This window comes from Burkholderia oklahomensis C6786, assembly GCF_000959365.1.
GTDB classification, from domain to species: Bacteria; Pseudomonadota; Gammaproteobacteria; order Burkholderiales; family Burkholderiaceae; genus Burkholderia; species Burkholderia oklahomensis.
Genome location: NZ_CP009555.1, coordinates 2,213,434 through 2,230,627 on the forward strand (window position 1 = coordinate 2,213,434; position 17,194 = coordinate 2,230,627).

A 17,194-nucleotide genomic window follows, 5' to 3' on the forward strand; every position below is an offset into this window, starting at 1 on the left:
AAGCATGCTGCTGGCGCTGGCGCAATGGCTGCAAGGTGACGCAAGCTTTTTGCGCTTGTTCACGTACCTGACGTTCCGAGCGGTGATGGCCACCATCACGGCGCTCGTGATCGGTCTCGTCTGCGGTCCGTGGGTGATTCGCAAGCTCACGGAGATGAAGGTCGGTCAGGCGGTGCGCAAGGACGGCCCGCAGACGCACCTCGTGAAATCGGGCACGCCGACGATGGGCGGCGTGCTGATCCTGATCGGCATCGCGGTCGCGACGCTCCTCTGGGGCGACTTGACGAACCGCTTCATCTGGATCGTGATGCTCGTCACGTTCGGCTTCGGCGTGGTCGGCTGGGTCGACGATTATCGCAAGGTCGTCCACAAGGACCCGCGCGGCATGTCGTCGCGCGAGAAGTATTTCTGGCAATCGGTGATCGGCCTCTTTGCGGCCGTCTATCTCGCGTTCAGCGTGTCCGAGGCGAACAACGTCCGCGTGTTCGATCTCTTCATGGCGTGGGTGCGGAGCGGCCTGTCGATGGGCCTGCCCGCGCGCGCGGACCTGATGCTGCCGTTCCTCAAGTCGATCAGCTATCCGCTCGGCGTCTGGGGCTTCATCGCGCTCACCTATTTCGTGATCGTCGGCGCGAGCAACGCGGTGAACCTGACCGACGGCCTCGACGGCCTCGTGATCATGCCGGTCGTGCTCGTCGGCGCGTCGCTCGGCGTGTTCGCCTACGTGATGGGCAGCGCGGTCTATTCGAAATACCTGCTGTTTCCGCACATTCCAGGCGCGGGCGAGCTGCTGATTTTCTGCTCGGCGATGGGCGGCGCGGGGCTCGCGTTCCTCTGGTACAACACGCACCCGGCGCAGGTGTTCATGGGCGATGTCGGCGCGCTCGCGCTGGGCGGCGCGCTCGGCACGGTCGCCGTGATCGTGCGCCAGGAAATCGTGCTGTTCATCATGGGCGGCATCTTCGTCGCGGAGACGCTGTCCGTGATGCTGCAGGTCACGTGGTTCAAGTACACGAAGCGCCGTTACGGCGAAGGGCGCCGCGTCTTCAAGATGGCGCCGCTGCATCACCATTTCGAGTTGTCGGGCTGGAAGGAAACGCAGGTGGTGGTGCGTTTCTGGATCATCACGTTGATGTTGTGCCTGTTCGGTTTGTCCACCCTCAAGCTGCGGTAAAGGGAAGGTAAGGATGTTTGGCGAGATGTTCGGAGATCGGCAGCGGCCGATGGTGCTCGTGCTGGGGCTCGGCGAATCGGGCCTCGCGATCGCGCGGTGGTGCGCGAGGCACGGTTGCCGGTTGCGCGTCGCCGATACGCGTGGGGCGCCGCCCAACCTTGCCGCGCTGACGGCGGCCGGGATCGACGCCGAATTCGTCGGCGGTGCGTTTTCGCCTGCGCTGCTCGACGGTGGGATCGAGCTCGTCGCGCCGAGTCCCGGCCTGTCGCCGCTCGCCGAAGACCTCACGCCGCTGCTCGCCGCCGCCCGCGAGCGGGGCATTCCCGTGTGGGGCGAACTCGAGTTCTTCGCGCAGGCGCTGAGCACGCTCGGTGCGAACGGTTACGCGCCGAAGGTGATCGCGATCACCGGCACGAACGGCAAGACCACGACGACGAGCCTCGCCGGCCTGTTGTGCGAGCGCGCGGGCAAGAAGGTCGCGGTCGCGGGCAACATCAGCCCGGCGATGCTCGACAAGCTCGCCGAGGCGATCGACGCGGCGACGCTGCCGGACGTGTGGGTGCTCGAGCTGTCGAGCTTCCAGCTCGAAACCGCGCACACGTTCGCGCCCGACGCAGCGACGATCCTCAACATCACGCAGGACCATCTCGACTGGCACGGCGGCTTCGCCGCGTACGCGGCCGCGAAGGGCCGGATCTTCGGGCCGCGCACGGTTCGCGTGCTCAACCGCGACGACGCGGAAGTGATGAAATTCGTGCCGGCCGCAGCCGCAGCCGATGCGCCGCGCGCGATCACGTTCGGCCTGAACGAGCCTGCCGACGGCGGCGACTTCGGCCTTTTGCGGGAGAACGGGATCGCCTGGCTCGTCGAGGCGGTCGATCGCGACGCGGCCGATGCGCCGACGTCGTCGCGCCGCCGCAAGCAAGAAGCGGCGCACCCGCCCGACATCGCGCTGAAGCGGCTGATGCCCGCCGACGCGCTGCGCATCCGCGGGCTGCACAACGCGGCGAACGCGCTTGCCGCGTACGCGCTCGCGCGCGCGATCGGCCTGCCGGCCGCGCCGCTCCTGCACGGCTTGCGCGAATACCGCGGCGAGCCGCACCGCGTCGAAGTGATCGCGACGCTCGACGGCGTCGATTATGTCGACGATAGCAAGGGTACGAACGTCGGCGCGACGGTCGCGGCGCTCGACGGCCTCGCGCAGCGCGCGGTGCTGATCGCGGGCGGTGACGGCAAGGGTCAGGATTTCGAGCCGCTCGCGGCGCCCGTCGAGCGGTGGTGCCGGGCGGTGATGCTGATCGGCCGCGACGCGCTCGCGATTCGCGCGGCGCTCGCCGATACCGGCGTGCCGCTCGCCGATCACGCGACGCTCGAAGCCGCGGTGCGCGCGGCGAGCACGCTCGCCCAGTCGGGCGACGCGGTGCTGCTGTCGCCCGCGTGCGCGAGCCTCGACATGTTCCGGAATTACGCGCATCGGGCCGACGTGTTCCGCAGCGCGGTCGAAGACATCGCCCTGGAAAAAGGAACGACGCTATGAACTGGTCCGACCGCCTCGTTTCCCGCTTCAACAACGCACGCGACGCGGGCGGCGGCGCCGCGCCGCGCATGGCTGCTCGCACGGCGTCCGGCGCCGCGGCGGGCGGTCTTGCGAGCGTCGTCAACGGCGCGCGCCCGACCCGCTCGCGGATGCTCGACTTCGACTACTCGCTGCTGTGGGTGTCGATCGCGCTGCTCGGGCTCGGCGTCGTGATGGTGTACTCGGCGTCGATCGCGATGCCCGATTCGCCGAAATATGCGTCGTACCACGATTACGCGTTCCTGCTGCGCCACGTCGTGTCGCTCGTCGTCGCGTTCGTCGCGGCGGTGGTCGCGTTCCGCGTGCCGGTGTCGACGTGGGACAAGTACGCGCCGCATCTTTTCCTGATCGCGCTCGTTGGCCTCGTGATCGTGCTGATTCCGCACGTCGGCAAGGGCGTGAACGGCGCGCGCCGCTGGATTCCGCTCGGCATCACGAACATGCAGCCGTCGGAGATCATGAAGCTCGCGGTGACGATCTACGCGGCGAACTACACGGTCCGCAAGCAGGAGTACATGCAGAGCTTCGCGAAGGGCTTCCTGCCGATGGCGTTCGCGGTCGGCCTCGTCGGCGCGCTGCTGCTGCTCGAGCCGGACATGGGCGCGTTCATGGTGGTCGCCGCGATCGCGATGGGCGTGCTGTTCCTCGGCGGCGTGAACGGCAAGCTGTTCGGCGGGCTCGTCGCGACCGCGGTCGGCACGTTCACGATGCTCGTCTGGCTGTCGCCGTGGCGGCGCGAGCGGATATTCGCGTATCTCGACCCGTGGGACGAGCGCTACGCGCAGGGCAAGGCGTATCAGCTCACGCACTCGCTGATCGCGTTCGGGCGCGGCGAGTGGTTCGGCGTCGGCTTGGGCGGCAGTGTCGAGAAGCTCAACTATCTGCCGGAAGCGCACACCGACTTCATCCTCGCGGTGATCGGCGAGGAGCTCGGCTTTGTCGGCGTGCTCGTCGTGATCCTGCTGTTCTACTGGATCGTGCGCCGCGCGTTCGAGATCGGCCGCCAGGCGCTCGCGCTCGACCGCACGTTCGCGGGGTTGATGGCGAAGGGCGTCGGCATTTGGTTCGGCGCGCAGGCGTTCATCAACATGGGTGTGAATCTGGGCCTTCTGCCGACCAAGGGTCTTACGCTGCCGCTCGTCAGCTACGGCGGCTCGGGCATTTTGCTCAACTGCGTCGCGCTCGCGGTGCTGCTGCGTGTCGATTATGAAAATCGCGTGCTGATGCGGGGAGGGAAGGTATGACCTCCCCGCGTCAGCACGCGATTTCGGCGAAGGCTGACTTCGTGCGCGTAGCGCGCGAAGTCAAGCGCAGCGGCCGCAGCCAAAACATTCGTTCATTCCTGCTGATGCGGGGAGGGAAGGTATGACGTCGACTCGGCGCACGCTGATGGTGATGGCTGGCGGCACCGGGGGCCACGTGTTCCCGGGGCTCGCGGTCGCGCATCGGATGGAGGCGCAGGGCTGGCGTGTCGTGTGGCTCGGCAATCCGGCCGGCATGGAGGCGACGCTCGTGCCGAAGCACGGGATCCCGATGGAGTACGTGCGCTTCGGCGGGCTGCGCGGCAAGGGGCTGAAGACGAGGTTCGCGCTGCCGTTCAACCTGCTGCGCGCGTGCACGCAGAGCCTGCACGCGCTGCGCCGCGTGCAGCCCGACGTCGTGCTCGGAATGGGCGGCTACATCACGTTCCCGGCCGGCCTGATGACCGTGTTGACGGGCCGTCCGCTCGTGCTGCACGAACAGAACTCGATCGCGGGCCTGACGAACAAAGTGCTCGCGAAGCTCGCGAAGCGCGTGCTCGTCGCGTTCCCGGGCGCGCTGCCGAACGCCGAATGGACGGGCAATCCGATTCGCGCGGAACTTGCGCACGCGGAACCGCCCCAAGCACGCTATGCGGCGCGCAGCGGGAAGCTGAAGCTGCTCGTCGTCGGCGGCAGCCTCGGCGCGGCGGCGCTGAACGAAGTCGTGCCGCGCGCGCTTGCGCTCCTCGCGCCGAACGAGCGGCCGCAGGTCGTGCATCAGGCGGGCGCGAAGCACATCGATACGCTGAAGGAAAACTATGAAGCCGCGGGCCTCGCGTGCGGCAGCGACGTGGAGCTCGTGCCGTTCATCGACGACATGGCGTCCGCCTACGCGAACGCGGATCTCGTGATCTGCCGCTCGGGCGCGATGACGGTCGCGGAGATCGCGGCAGTCGGCGTCGCGGCGCTGTTCGTGCCGTTCCCCCACGCGGTCGACGATCATCAGACGACCAACGCCGAATTCCTCGCCGAGCAAGGCGCGGCGGTGCTGGTGCAACAACGCGACCTGTCGGCCGAGCTGCTCGCCGATTGGTTGCGCGGTCAGTCGCGGGAATCGCTCGCGGCGATGGCCGAACGTTCGCGCTCGCTCGCGAAGCCGGACGCCACCGAGGAAGTCGCGCACGTGTGCGCGGCGGTGGCAGGCGCGAACCAGGAAGGAAAGCAATGAAACACATCGTCAAACACATTCATTTCGTCGGGATCGGCGGCGCGGGCATGAGCGGCATCGCCGAAGTGCTCGTGAACCTGGGCTATCAGGTGAGCGGCTCCGATCTCGCGCGCAACGCGGTGACCGAGCGCCTCGAGGCGCTCGGCGCGTGCGTGTCGATCGGCCACGATGCGGCGAACATCGAAGGCGCGAACGCGGTCGTCGTGTCGACCGCGGTGCGCTCGGACAACCCGGAAGTGCTCGCCGCGCGCCGTCTGGGCGTGCCGATCGTGCCGCGCGCGGTGATGCTCGCGGAGCTGATGCGCCTGAAGCAGGGGATCGCGATCGCCGGCACGCACGGCAAGACCACGACGACGAGCCTCGTCGCGAGCGTGCTCGCGGCGGGCGGGCTCGATCCGACGTTCGTGATCGGCGGGCGCCTCACGAGCGCCGGCGCGAACGCGCGGCTCGGCACGGGCGATTTCATCGTCGCCGAGGCGGACGAATCGGACGCGTCGTTCCTGAACCTGTATCCGGTGATCGAGGTCATCACGAACATCGACGCCGATCACATGGATACCTACGGCCACGACTTCGCGCGGCTCAAGCAGGCGTTCATCGAATTCACGCAGCGGCTGCCGTTCTACGGCAGCGCGGTCGTGTGCATCGACGATCCGAACGTGCGGCAGATCGTGCCGCTGATCTCGAAGCCCGTCGTGCGTTACGGCTTCGCGCCGGACGCGCAGGTGCGCGCGGAGAACGTCGAGGCGCGCGACGGCCGGATGCATTTCACGGTGCTGCGCGAAGGGCGCGAGCCGCTGCCCGTCGTGCTGAACCTGCCCGGGCTGCACAACGTGCAGAACGCGCTCGCCGCGATCGCGATCGCGAGCGATCTCGACGTGGCCGACGCGGCGATCCAGCAGGCGCTCGCGGAGTTCAACGGCGTCGGCCGGCGTTTCCAGCGCTACGGCGAGATTCCGGTCGCAGGCGGCGCGTACACGCTGATCGACGACTACGGCCACCATCCGGTCGAGATGGCGGCGACGATCGCGGCCGCGCGCGGCGCGTTCCCGGGCCGCCGGCTCGTGCTCGCGTTCCAGCCGCATCGCTATACGCGCACGCGCGACTGCTTCGACGATTTCGTCAACGTGCTGTCGACCGTCGACGCGCTCGTGCTGACCGAGGTGTACGCGGCGGGCGAGGCGCCGATTACGACGGCGAACGGCGATGCGCTGTCGCGCGCGCTGCGCGCGGCGGGCAAGGTCGAGCCGGTGTTCGTCGCGACGGTCGACGAGGTGCCGGACGCGCTCGCGAAGGTCGCGCGCGTCGGCGATGTGGTGATCACGATGGGTGCGGGCTCGATCGGCGGAGTGCCGGGCAAGCTCGCGCAAGACACGCAACAGAAGGGATGACATGAGCGGGATCGATCCGAAACGTTTCGGCAAGGTGGCGGTGCTGCTCGGCGGGGAATCCGCCGAGCGCGACGTGTCGCTGAATTCCGGCAGGCTGGTGCTGCAGGGCTTGCGCGACGCGGGCATCGACGCGCATCCGTTCGACCCGGCGGAGCGGCCGCTGTCGGCGCTCAAGGACGAAGGATTCGCGCGCGCATTCAATGCGCTGCACGGCGGCTACGGCGAGAACGGCCAGATTCAGGGCGCGCTCGATTTCTACGGCATCCGCTACACGGGCAGCGGCGTGCTCGGCTCGGCGCTCGGGCTCGACAAGTTCCGCACGAAGCTCGTCTGGCAGCAGACGGGCATCCCGACGCCGCCGTTCGAGACGGTGATGCGCGGCGACGACTACGCGGCGCGCGCGAAGGACATCGTCGCGAAGCTCGGCGTGCCGCTCTTCGTGAAGCCGGCGAGCGAGGGCTCGAGCGTCGCGGTGCTGAAGGTGAAAAGCGCCGATGCGTTGCCCGCCGCACTGGAAGAAGCGGCGAAGCACGACAAGATCGTGATCGTCGAGAAGAGCATCGAAGGCGGCGGCGAGTACACCGCGTGCATCGCCGCGGATCTCGATCTGCCGCTCATCAAGATCGTGCCCGCCGGCGAGTTCTACGACTATCACGCGAAGTACATCGCAGACGACACGCAATACCTGATTCCGTGCGGCCTCGACGCCGCGAAGGAAGCGGCGCTGAAGCGCATCGCGCGCCGCGCGTTCGACGTGCTCGGCTGCACGGATTGGGGCCGCGCGGATTTCATGCTCGACGCCGCCGGCAACGCATATTTCCTCGAAGTGAACACCGCGCCGGGGATGACCGACCACTCGCTGCCGCCGAAGGCGGCGCGCGCGGTCGGCATCAGCTATTCGGAGCTGGTGGTGAAAGTGCTGTCGCTTACGCTCGACTGATGCAGGACCGGATTTGAACCATGTGGAATAACGTTCGCCAACTCAACCTTGCCGCCAGCGCGTTGTACGCGCTGCTGCTGCTCGTGTTGGCGGCGGCCGGCTGCTACTGGCTGATCCAGCGCCCGGCATTCGCGCTGCGCGAGATCCGGATCGACGGCGACACCGAGCACATCAACGCGCCGACCGTGCGCGCAGGCGTCGTCGGGCGGCTGAAGGGCAACTTCTTCACCGTCGATCTCGACCTCGCGCGGGTCGCGTTCGAGCAGATGCCGTGGGTGCGCCACGCGAGCGTGCGCCGGGTGTGGCCGAACGCGCTCGCCGTCACGCTCGAGGAGTACAAGCCGCTCGGGACATGGGGCAACGACCAGCTCGTGAGCGTCGACGGCGAGCTCTTCACCGCGAACCAGGGCGAGCTCGACGAAGAGCTGCCCGTGTTCGACGGGCCCGAGGGCAGCGCGAAGGAAGTCGTCGCGCGCTATCGCGACTTCGCGAAATGGTTTGCGCCGATTCACGCGACGCCGGAGGAAGTGACGCTGTCGCCGCGCTACGCGTGGACGGTGAAGCTTTCGAACGGCATGCAGGTCGAGCTCGGCCGGGAGCGCAACAGCGATTCGCTGCCCGATCGGATCCAGCGCCTCGTCGCCGCGTGGCCGTCCGTCACGCAGCGCTGGGGCAGCGACATCGAGTACGCGGATCTGCGCTATCCGAACGGATTCGCGATCCGCGCGGCGGGCATGCGGTTCCTGAGCGATACCGACAAGGGCAAGAAGTAACACGACATCACACGCAAGAGCACTCTATGAGCAAAGACTACAAGGATCTGCTGGTTGCCCTCGACATCGGCACGTCGAAGGTGGTGGCCGTCGTCGCCGAGCTGAAGGGCGAGGGCCACTATGAGGTCATCGGCCTCGGCCAGAGCGAGTCGAAGGGGCTGAAGAAAGGCGTGGTGGTGAACATCGAGGCCACCGTGCAATCGATTCAGCGCGCGCTCGAGGAAGCCGAGCTGATGGCCGACTGCAAGATCACCAACGTCTTCACCGGCATCGCAGGCAGCCACATCCGCAGCTTCAACTCGAGCGGGATGGTCGCGATCAAGGAGAAGGAGGTCACGCAGACGGACGTCGCGCGCGTGATCGAAACCGCGAAGGCGATCAACATCCCGACGGACCAGCAGGTGCTGCACATCCTCACGCAGGAATTCATCATCGACGGCCAGGAAGACGTGCGCGAGCCGATCGGCATGAGCGGCATCCGCCTCGAGGTGAAGGTGCACATCGTGACGGGCGCGGTGAGCGCCGCGCAGAACATCGTCAAGTGCGTGCGCCGCTGCGGGCTCGAAGTGAACGACCTGATCCTGCAGCCGCTCGCGTCGTCGCTCGCGGTGCTGACGGAAGACGAGAAGGATCTCGGCGTCGTGCTCGTCGACATCGGCGGCGGCACGACCGACATCGCGATCTTCGCGGAAGGCGCGATCCGCCACACGGCGGTGATTCCGATCGCGGGCGACCAGATCACGAGCGACATCGCGATGGCGCTGCGCACGCCGACGCCCGACGCGGAAGACATCAAGGTCGGCTACGGGATCGCGAAGCAGGCGCTCGCCGATCCGGACGAGATGGTCGAAGTGCCGGGCCTCGGCGAACGCGGTCCGCGCACGCTGTCGCGGCAGGCGCTCGCGGCCGTCATCGAGCCGCGCGTCGAAGAGCTGTTCTCGCTCGTGCAGCAGGTCGTGCGCGAGTCGGGTTACGAAGAGTTACTCAGTTCGGGTGTCGTGCTGACGGGCGGTGCTGCGATGATGCCCGGCATGGTCGAGTTGGGCGAAGACATATTCCTGAAGCCGGTGCGCATCGGCGCGCCGGAATACGCGGGTGGGCTTGCCGACGTCGTGCGCAATCCGCGCTATTCGACGGCGATGGGCCTGCTCGTCGAAGGCAGCGCTCAACGGATGCGCGGTCGCAAGGTCGCCGTGCAATCCGGTTCCGCGGGACAGATCTTCTCGCGGATGAAGGAGTGGTTCCTGAGCAACTTTTAAGTGTCCCCAGACCTGGCGCTGTACGCCAGGTCACCCGAAGAGGGCGAGAAAACCTGGGGCGGCCCAGCGTTTTCTTGGAGTGATTTCGAAATTCGCGCCGGTGCCGGCGGCCGGCGCGCGACGGAAGGTTGCCCGATCTTCCGCCGAATAACGGCCGAATAGCGGTTCTTTTCTTGACGGAGGCAACAATGGAATTCGAAATGCTGGAAACCGAGACCAACGGCACGATCATCAAGGTGATCGGCGTTGGCGGCGCAGGTGGCAACGCGGTGCAGCACATGATCAACAAAGGCGTGCAGGGCGTCGATTTCATCGTGATGAACACCGACGCGCAGGCGCTGTCGCGTTCGCGTGCGTCGTCCGTGATCCAGCTCGGCAACACCGGCCTCGGCGCCGGCGCGAAGCCGGAGATGGGCCGTGCGGCGGCCGAAGAAGCGCGCGAGCGCATCGCCGACGCGCTGCGCGGCGCGCATATGGTGTTCATCACGGCCGGCATGGGCGGCGGCACCGGCACGGGCGCGGCTCCGGTCGTCGCGCAGATCGCGAAGGAGATGGGCATTCTGACCGTCGGCGTCGTCAGCAAGCCGTTCGAGTTCGAAGGCGGCAAGCGGATGCGCGTCGCGGAAGCCGGTTCGCAGCAACTGGAGGATCACGTCGATTCGCTGATCGTCGTCCTGAACGACAAGCTGTTCGAGGTGATGGGCGACGACGCCGAGATGGACAAGTGCTTCCAGTGCGCTGACGACGTGCTCAACAACGCAGTCGCGGGCATTGCCGAGATCATCAACGTCGACGGCCTCGTGAACGTCGACTTCGAAGACGTGAAGACGGTGATGGGCGAGCAGGGCAAGGCGATGATGGGCACGGCGACGGTCGCCGGCGTCGATCGCGCGCGTCTTGCGGCCGAGCAGGCGGTCGCGAGCCCGCTGCTCGAAGGCGTCGATCTGTCGGGCGCGCGCGGCGTGCTCGTCAACATCACGTCGAGCCGGTCGCTGCGTCTGTCGGAAACGCGCGAAGTGATGAACACGATCAAGAGCTACGCGGCCGACGACGCAACCGTGATCTTCGGTGCGGTGTACGACGACGCGATGGGCGACGCGCTGCGCGTGACGGTCGTCGCGACGGGCCTGGGCCGCGCGGCGAAGAAGCAGCAGTCCGCGCCGATGACGCTCCTGCGCACCGGCACGGACAACCAGCCGGTCGGCGCGGCGTCGCACGGCTACGCGTCTTCGCATCACGTGAACACCGGCGATTACGGCGCGTTCGACACGCCGGCCGTGTGGCGCAATTCGCGCGAGACGGCTGCGTCGCACGTGCAGGCGCTGCAGGAGAAGGGTGTCGACACGTACGACATCCCGGCATTCCTGCGCAAGCAGGCCGACTGACGCGCGAGGCTTCGCGCCGCGCAACACAGCGCGCGGCACGAGCCGACGTGACGGATGAAACGGCTGACGACAGGCCGCGTCGCTCGCGACGCCGGGCCGGGCAATTTGCCCTCTTCGCTCGCGCGAGGCTGGGGCGGGCCGTGTCGTCTGTTGCGAACGACCGTATCGCTTTGAAGGACCAGGCATGATTCAAGTGGGCGACACGCTGCCCGACGCGGAGCTCTTCGAGTATCTCGACGATGCGCGCGCGGGCTGCACGCTGGGGCCGAACGCCTTCGGCGTGCGCGAGCAGACGGCGGGTAGGCGCGTGGTGATCTTCGGATTGCCGGGCGCGTTCACGCCGACCTGTTCGGCGCAGCATGTGCCGGGCTACGTCGCGCATGCCGAGCAGTTGCGCTCGGCGGGCATCGACGAGATCTGGTGCGTTGCCGTCAACGACGCATTCGTGATGGGCGCTTGGGGACGCGATCTGCACACCGCGGGCAAGGTGCGCATGATGGCGGACGGCAGCGCGGCTTTCACTCATGCGCTGGGACTTGCGCAGGACCTGTCGGCGCGTGGCATGGGGATTCGCTCCCGGCGCTACGCGATGGTGATCGACGATGGCGTGGTCAAGACGCTGTTCGTCGAAGCGCCGGGCAAGTTCGAAGTGAGCGATGCGGCAAGCGTGCTGGCGAGTTTGACGCGCTGAAAGACGCGTGCGGCGTTGCCTTCCGGCAACGCCGCGGCGCGCTCGATGCGCAGTTGTAACACGGGCTGACGACCGGGAACGCCTCCGTTCCGGGCGTCGGCCCGTCTCGCATTGCTGCCGGGTAATGTGTCGAAACAGTTTGAAACGTCGATCATCACGACGCGAAATAGGGATTTACGCTATAATCTCATCTATCGAATAAAACTCCTGATTGATATCCTCAATCAAGCAGACTTTGACCATGTTGAAGCAGCGCACCATCAAATCGATCGTCAAGACCGTCGGCATCGGCCTGCATTCCGGCCGCAAGGTCGAACTGACGCTTCGCCCCGCGGCGCCCGGCACGGGCATCGTGTTTTCGCGCGTCGATCTGCCGACGCCCGTCGACATCCCGGCTTCGGCGCTGTCGATCGGCGACACGCGGCTTGCGTCCGTGCTGCAGAAGGACGGCGCGCGCGTGTCGACGGTCGAGCACCTGATGTCGGCGTGCGCGGGCCTCGGCATCGACAACCTTTACGTCGACGTGACGGCCGAGGAAATCCCGATCATGGACGGCAGCGCGGCTTCGTTCGTGTTCCTGATCCAGTCGGCCGGCATCGAAGAGCAGAACGCGGCGAAGAAGTTCATCAAGGTGACGAAGCCCGTCGAGATCCGCGACGGCGACAAGTTCGCCCGCCTCGATCCGTACTTCGGCTTCAAGCTCAAGTTCACGATCGATTTCCGCCATCCGGCCGTTGACAAGACGGGCCAGGAACTGGAGGTCGATTTCGCGAATACGTCGTACGTTCGCGAGATCGCGCGTGCGCGCACGTTCGGCTTCGCGCACGAGGTCGAGATGATGCGCGAGCTCGGGCTCGCGCGCGGCGGCAGCATGGACAACGCGATCGTGCTCGACGAGTACCGGATCCTGAACAACGACGGTCTGCGTTACGACGACGAGTTCGTGAAGCACAAGATGCTCGACGCGATTGGCGACCTGTACGTGGTCGGCCATCCGCTCCTCGCGTCGTACACGGCGTATAAGTCGGGCCACGGGCTGAACAACGCGCTGCTGCGCGAGCTGCTCGCGCACGAGGACGCGTACGAAATCGTCACGTTCGACGATCCGAAGGCGGCGCCGACGGGTTTCGGCTTCGACGCGCAGACGGCGTTCGCGTGATGCGCTGACGCGCCCCGGCGGCGCGAAGACGAAGATGATGAGAAAGGCGGCCCGCGGGCCGCTTTTTTATCGCGTCGAGCGTTTTGCGGGTTGGCGACGCTGCGGCGTCGCGCGCTGCGGTCCCGTTTGCGATCTCGCGGCGGCGGCCGGATTCATCGCCGCGCGCCGTGCGTCGATGAGCCGCGCTTTCGGTGCCGCGCGCGGCGCGCCGTCCGGCGATGGGGCCCATGTCTCCGGTTCCGCGTGAGGATACGTCGCGGCGCGGGCTACGCGGCGCGGGCTGATTAGCGAGGGGCTTTCGTGTGGCGCGCGGCCATCCGCGCGAGCGCGCTTTGCAGCGGCGACGGCTCGAGCGTGTCCGCGAGTTGGCGAAGTGCGTCGGTGCCGGCCGTCGACATCCGCGCTTGCTTGACGCGCGGCGGCTCGGGCGCGGGCTGCGGGCGCACGCGCACCTTAAGCGCCGCCACGGCCCAGCCGCGCGCCTGCAGCTCGGACAGGAGGCGCGGCTCGACCTGCCGCAGCCGTGCGGCGAGCGCGTTGTGCGCGGCGAACAGCGTGAGCGTGCCGTCCTTGATGAAGCCCGGCTCGACGTGATTCGCCAGATAATCGGGGAGCAATGCAGTGAGGTCCCGCTGCAGCGCCGCGACTTGCTCGACGCCTGCGCGCAGCGCGGCGAACGCGTCGGTGCGCTTGAGGACGTCGGCGGCGGCTTGCGGCCGCGACCAGTCGTTAGGACGAAATTGCTTCGGCGGTCGGTTCATGAGGGAAATCGGCAGCGCCGCGTGGTTTGGCGCGTGACGGGCGACCGGATGGTGGAGCGATGCGCCGATTGTACCGCGATGTCGTTTGGCGGCCGCGGGTATCGACTGTCGGGTGCCGAGTCCCGAGTTTCATCGCGAATACTGGCTTCCGACGCTGCAACTAGAACCGGCGGCCACGCAGATGGGCGAACCGGGGCCCAAGCCCAAGCCCAAGCCCAAGCCCAAGCCCAAGCCCAAGCCCAAGCCCAAGCCCAAGCCCAAGCCCAAGCCCAAGCCCAAGCCCAAGCCAAAGCCAAAGCCAAAGCCAAAGCCGGCCCCGACGTCGGATGCCGATCCCGAACCGCCGTTCGCCGTGTTGCCTGCCCGCCCGTCTATGGCCATCCCCGAGGTCAGTTCATCGTGTTGGCGCGACCGCCGCTACGGCGCTTCACGCGAGTCCTGGCGTCGGCTGCCGGCGCGGGACGCTGCGCCGCTCCCGCCCGCCGCATTTTTGCCTGCCCACGCGGCCGAACCGCGCCCCGTGGCGGCCGCCGCCGCCGACACCGGCGCGCCTTGGTGCGCGTGCTAAAATTCAACGTTTGAATTCACTTCTACGCTAAGCCGCCGAGGCTCGGCGCGCCGGGGAGGGCGTTCACCGCTCCGGGGCCGTTGCACCGACGCACACCCGATCCGATGACAACCGGTTTTCTTCAGAAAATTTTTGGCAGCCGCAATCAGCGGCTCGTCAAGCAATACCAAAAGACCGTCGCGGCGATCAATGCGCTTGAAACGCAGATCGAGACGCTGACGGACGACCAGTTGCGCGGCAAGACAGGGGAGTTTCGTCAGCGCATCGCGGCCGGCGAGGCACTCGACAAGCTGCTGCCCGAAGCGTTCGCCGTGTGCCGCGAGGCGAGCCGCCGCGTGCTGAAGATGCGCCACTTCGACGTGCAACTGATCGGCGGGATGGTGCTGCATTACGGCAAGATCGCCGAAATGCGCACGGGCGAAGGCAAGACGCTCGTCGCGACGCTCGCCGCGTACCTGAATGCGCTCGCGGGCCGCGGCGTGCACGTCGTGACGGTCAACGACTACCTCGCGCAGCGCGACGCCGAGTGGATGGGCCGGCTCTACAACTTCCTCGGGCTGTCGGTCGGCATCAATCTGTCGGGGATGGAGCACGACCAGAAGCAGGCGGCGTACGCATCCGACATCACGTACGGCACGAACAACGAATTCGGCTTTGACTACCTGCGCGACAACATGGTCTACGAGACCGATGCGCGCGTGCAGCGGCCGCTCAACTTCGCGGTCGTCGACGAAGTCGATTCGATCCTGATCGACGAAGCGCGCACGCCGCTCATCATCTCGGGCCAGGCGGAAGATCACACCGAGCTGTACGTGCGGATGAACGCGCTGCCGCCGCTCCTCGAACGTCAGATCGGCGAAGAGAAGGCGGACGGCACGGGCGTCGAGAAGCCGGGCGACTACACGCTCGACGAGAAGGGCCGCCAGGTGTTCCTGACCGAGTCGGGTCACGAGAAGGCCGAGCGGATGCTCGCCGAATGGGGCCTCATCGGCGACGGCGAGAGCCTCTACGCGCCGCAGAACATCACGCTGATGCACCACGTGTACGCGGCGCTGCGCGGGCACACGCTGTTCCATCGCGATCAGCACTACGTCGTGCAGAACGACGAAGTGATCATCGTCGACGAATTCACGGGCCGCCTGATGCCGGGCCGCCGCTGGTCCGACGGTCTGCACCAGGCGGTCGAGGCGAAGGAGCACGTGAAGATCCAGAGCGAGAACCAGACGCTCGCGTCGATCACGTTCCAGAACTATTTCCGGATGTACGCGAAGCTCTCGGGCATGACCGGGACGGCGGACACCGAAGCGTACGAATTCAACGAGATCTACGGCCTCGAGACGGTCGTGATCCCGACCAACCGGCCGCCGAAGCGGATCGACAAGCAGGACCAGATCTACAAGACCGCGAAGGAACGCTACGACGCGGTGATCCGCGACATCCGCGAATGCTACGAGCGCGGCCAGCCGGTGCTCGTCGGCACGACGTCGATCGAGAACTCGGAACTGCTGTCGCACCTGCTCAAGCAGGCGGGTCTGCCGCATGAAGTGCTGAACGCGAAGCAGCACGCGCGCGAAGCGGCGATCGTCGCCGAGGCGGGCCGGCCGAAGCGCATCACGATCGCGACGAACATGGCGGGCCGCGGCACCGACATCGTGCTCGGCGGCAACGCCGAGAAGCAGGCCGCGTTCATCGACGCCGACGAATCGATCCCGGCCGACGACAAGGCGCGCCGGATCCAGAAGCTGCACGACGAGTGGGAAACGCTGCACGAGCAGGTGAAGGCCGCGGGCGGCTTGCACATCATCGGCACCGAGCGTCACGAATCGCGCCGGATCGACAATCAGCTGCGCGGCCGCGCGGGCCGTCAGGGCGATCCGGGCTCGTCGCGCTTCTACCTGTCGCTCGAGGACCCGCTGCTGCGCATCTTCGCGGGCGACCGCGTGCGCGCGATCATGGAGCGCCTGAAGATGCCGGAAGGCGAGGCGATCGAAGCAGGCATCGTCACGCGTTCGATCGAGTCGGCGCAGCGCAAGGTCGAGGCGCGCAACTTCGATATCCGCAAGCAACTGCTCGAATACGACGACGTCGCGAACGATCAGCGCAAGGTGATCTATCAGCAGCGCAACGAGCTGCTCGAGGCGCACGACATCGCCGAGACGATCGGCGCGATGCGGCACGGCGTGATGTCGGAAGTGGTCCGCCAGTTCGTGCCGGCGGGCAGCATCGAAGAGCAGTGGGATCTTCCGGAGCTCGAAGAGGCGCTGCGCAACGACTGGCAGCTCGATCTCGCGATCCAGGAAATGGTGAACGAGTCGTCGTCGATCAATGCGGACGAGATTCTCGACGCCGTCACGACGGCGGCCGACGAGCACTACGAAGCGAAGGTCGCGCTGGTCGGCCGCGAGTCGTTCAGCGCATTCGAGCGCTCGATCATGCTGCAGACGCTCGACCGTCTGTGGCGCGAGCATCTCGCGGCGCTCGATCATCTGCGCCAGGGCATCCACCTGCGCGGCTACGCGCAGAAGAACCCGAAGCAGGAATACAAGCGCGAGGCGTTCGAACTGTTCGCGGCGATGCTCGACGCGGTGAAGCAGGAAGTCACGCGGATCGTGATGAACGTGCAGATCCAGTCGCCCGAGCAGCTGGAGGAAGCGGCCGAGCAGATCGAGGAGCAGGGCGGTCATCTCGATAACGTCGAATTCCAGCACGCCGATTTCGCGGCGGCGGCTGCCGCGGGCGGCGTGGCGGTCGCGGATGCGACGGCCGAGATGGTCGGCCACGCGATGAGCCACAGCGGCCCGGCGGGCGAAGTGCCGCGGGTCGGCCGCAACGATCCGTGTCCGTGCGGCAGCGGCAAGAAGTACAAGCACTGTCACGGCAAGCTGAACTGACGTGATCGAAGGCGGCGCGCGATGAGCGCGCCGCGTCGTCTGTGCGCAAGATTTTCGAGGTGTGATGCGCGGCGGCGCGCGCGAGCGGCCGCCGGTTCTTCAATCCAATCGATGCCGGCTCGAGCGCCGGCATTTTCCTTCGGGGCAGGTGCTTCAG

Annotated in this window: 14 protein-coding genes; 13 read left to right on the forward strand and 1 reads right to left on the reverse strand. The window is 67.0% G+C overall.

The window, feature by feature from the left end; all coding sequences use genetic code 11:
- The first annotated feature begins 4 nt into the window (after positions 1 to 4).
- From mraY to BG90_RS34950, 12 genes are all read left to right on the forward strand, one after another.
- Complete coding sequence (mraY, locus tag BG90_RS09995) at positions 5 to 1,174, forward strand: phospho-N-acetylmuramoyl-pentapeptide-transferase (protein WP_045568127.1); 1,170 nt, start codon at positions 5 to 7, stop codon at positions 1,172 to 1,174.
- A gap of 25 nt (positions 1,175 to 1,199) precedes the next feature.
- Entirely contained in the window at positions 1,200 to 2,711 is a 1,512-nt protein-coding gene (gene murD / locus BG90_RS10000) for a UDP-N-acetylmuramoyl-L-alanine--D-glutamate ligase (RefSeq protein WP_010117156.1), read from the forward strand.
- Positions 2,708 to 3,994 (forward strand): putative lipid II flippase FtsW, encoded by a 1,287-nt coding sequence (gene ftsW, locus BG90_RS10005; protein ID WP_010117155.1) that lies wholly within the window; start codon positions 2,708 to 2,710, stop codon positions 3,992 to 3,994. The genes murD and ftsW overlap by 4 nt, the downstream gene beginning before the upstream one ends.
- A 121-nt stretch (positions 3,995 to 4,115) precedes the next feature.
- A complete protein-coding gene (gene murG / locus BG90_RS10010) occupies positions 4,116 to 5,219 on the forward strand; it encodes an undecaprenyldiphospho-muramoylpentapeptide beta-N-acetylglucosaminyltransferase (RefSeq protein WP_010117154.1) in 1,104 nt (367 codons plus the stop codon).
- Complete coding sequence (gene murC / locus BG90_RS10015; protein ID WP_010117153.1) at positions 5,216 to 6,610, forward strand: UDP-N-acetylmuramate--L-alanine ligase; 1,395 nt, start codon at positions 5,216 to 5,218, stop codon at positions 6,608 to 6,610. Before murG ends, murC begins: the two co-directional genes overlap by 4 nt.
- 1 nt (position 6,611) lies before the next feature.
- Entirely contained in the window at positions 6,612 to 7,550 is a 939-nt protein-coding gene (locus BG90_RS10020; protein ID WP_010106617.1) for a D-alanine--D-alanine ligase, read from the forward strand.
- 20 nt (positions 7,551 to 7,570) lie between these two features.
- Entirely contained in the window at positions 7,571 to 8,323 is a 753-nt protein-coding gene (locus tag BG90_RS10025; protein ID WP_025990011.1) for a cell division protein FtsQ/DivIB, read from the forward strand.
- 26 nt (positions 8,324 to 8,349) lie between these two features.
- A complete protein-coding gene (gene ftsA, locus BG90_RS10030; RefSeq protein ID WP_010106614.1) occupies positions 8,350 to 9,582 on the forward strand; it encodes a cell division protein FtsA in 1,233 nt (410 codons plus the stop codon).
- 188 nt (positions 9,583 to 9,770) lie between these two features.
- The gene (gene ftsZ, locus BG90_RS10035) at positions 9,771 to 10,967 is read left to right on the forward strand and encodes a cell division protein FtsZ (protein ID WP_010117152.1); all 1,197 of its coding nucleotides are present in this window, start codon (positions 9,771 to 9,773) and stop codon (positions 10,965 to 10,967) included.
- A gap of 184 nt (positions 10,968 to 11,151) precedes the next feature.
- Entirely contained in the window at positions 11,152 to 11,658 is a 507-nt protein-coding gene (locus BG90_RS10040) for a peroxiredoxin (protein ID WP_010106610.1), read from the forward strand.
- Positions 11,659 to 11,899: 241 nt separating this feature from the next.
- A complete protein-coding gene (gene lpxC / locus BG90_RS10050) occupies positions 11,900 to 12,817 on the forward strand; it encodes a UDP-3-O-acyl-N-acetylglucosamine deacetylase (protein WP_010106607.1) in 918 nt (305 codons plus the stop codon).
- A gap of 34 nt (positions 12,818 to 12,851) precedes the next feature.
- Complete coding sequence (locus BG90_RS34950; RefSeq protein WP_124072249.1) at positions 12,852 to 13,064, forward strand: hypothetical protein; 213 nt, start codon at positions 12,852 to 12,854, stop codon at positions 13,062 to 13,064.
- A 37-nt stretch (positions 13,065 to 13,101) separates the two neighbouring features.
- Here BG90_RS34950 and BG90_RS10055 read toward each other — a convergent pair whose 3' ends face one another.
- Positions 13,102 to 13,578: a DciA family protein gene (locus BG90_RS10055; protein WP_010106606.1), complete on the reverse strand. Its 477-nt coding sequence runs from the start codon at positions 13,576 to 13,578 to the stop codon at positions 13,102 to 13,104.
- A 672-nt stretch (positions 13,579 to 14,250) separates the two neighbouring features.
- Between BG90_RS10055 and secA the strand changes: the two genes are divergently transcribed.
- Positions 14,251 to 17,037 carry a preprotein translocase subunit SecA gene (gene secA / locus BG90_RS10065; RefSeq protein WP_010106599.1) on the forward strand — a complete coding sequence of 929 codons (2,787 nt, stop codon included), beginning with the start codon at positions 14,251 to 14,253 and terminating at the stop codon, positions 17,035 to 17,037.
- The last annotated feature ends 157 nt before the right edge of the window (positions 17,038 to 17,194 follow it).

Excerpts from the sequence above, each read along its gene's own strand:
- mraY (WP_045568127.1), top strand. The coding sequence starts at position 5 with ATGCTGCTGGCGCTGGCGCAATGGCTGCAAGGTGACGCAAGCTTTTTG.
- murD (WP_010117156.1), top strand. The coding sequence starts at position 1,200 with ATGTTCGGAGATCGGCAGCGGCCGATGGTGCTCGTGCTGGGGCTCGGC.
- ftsW (WP_010117155.1), top strand. The coding sequence starts at position 2,708 with ATGAACTGGTCCGACCGCCTCGTTTCCCGCTTCAACAACGCACGCGAC.
- murG (WP_010117154.1), top strand. The coding sequence starts at position 4,116 with ATGACGTCGACTCGGCGCACGCTGATGGTGATGGCTGGCGGCACCGGG.
- murC (WP_010117153.1), top strand. The coding sequence starts at position 5,216 with ATGAAACACATCGTCAAACACATTCATTTCGTCGGGATCGGCGGCGCG.
- BG90_RS10020 (WP_010106617.1), top strand. The coding sequence starts at position 6,612 with ATGAGCGGGATCGATCCGAAACGTTTCGGCAAGGTGGCGGTGCTGCTC.
- BG90_RS10025 (WP_025990011.1), top strand. The coding sequence starts at position 7,571 with ATGTGGAATAACGTTCGCCAACTCAACCTTGCCGCCAGCGCGTTGTAC.
- ftsA (WP_010106614.1), top strand. The coding sequence starts at position 8,350 with ATGAGCAAAGACTACAAGGATCTGCTGGTTGCCCTCGACATCGGCACG.
- ftsZ (WP_010117152.1), top strand. The coding sequence starts at position 9,771 with ATGGAATTCGAAATGCTGGAAACCGAGACCAACGGCACGATCATCAAG.
- BG90_RS10040 (WP_010106610.1), top strand. The coding sequence starts at position 11,152 with ATGATTCAAGTGGGCGACACGCTGCCCGACGCGGAGCTCTTCGAGTAT.
- lpxC (WP_010106607.1), top strand. The coding sequence starts at position 11,900 with ATGTTGAAGCAGCGCACCATCAAATCGATCGTCAAGACCGTCGGCATC.
- BG90_RS34950 (WP_124072249.1), top strand. The coding sequence starts at position 12,852 with ATGATGAGAAAGGCGGCCCGCGGGCCGCTTTTTTATCGCGTCGAGCGT.
- BG90_RS10055 (WP_010106606.1), bottom strand. The coding sequence starts at position 13,578 with ATGAACCGACCGCCGAAGCAATTTCGTCCTAACGACTGGTCGCGGCCG.
- secA (WP_010106599.1), top strand. The coding sequence starts at position 14,251 with ATGACAACCGGTTTTCTTCAGAAAATTTTTGGCAGCCGCAATCAGCGG.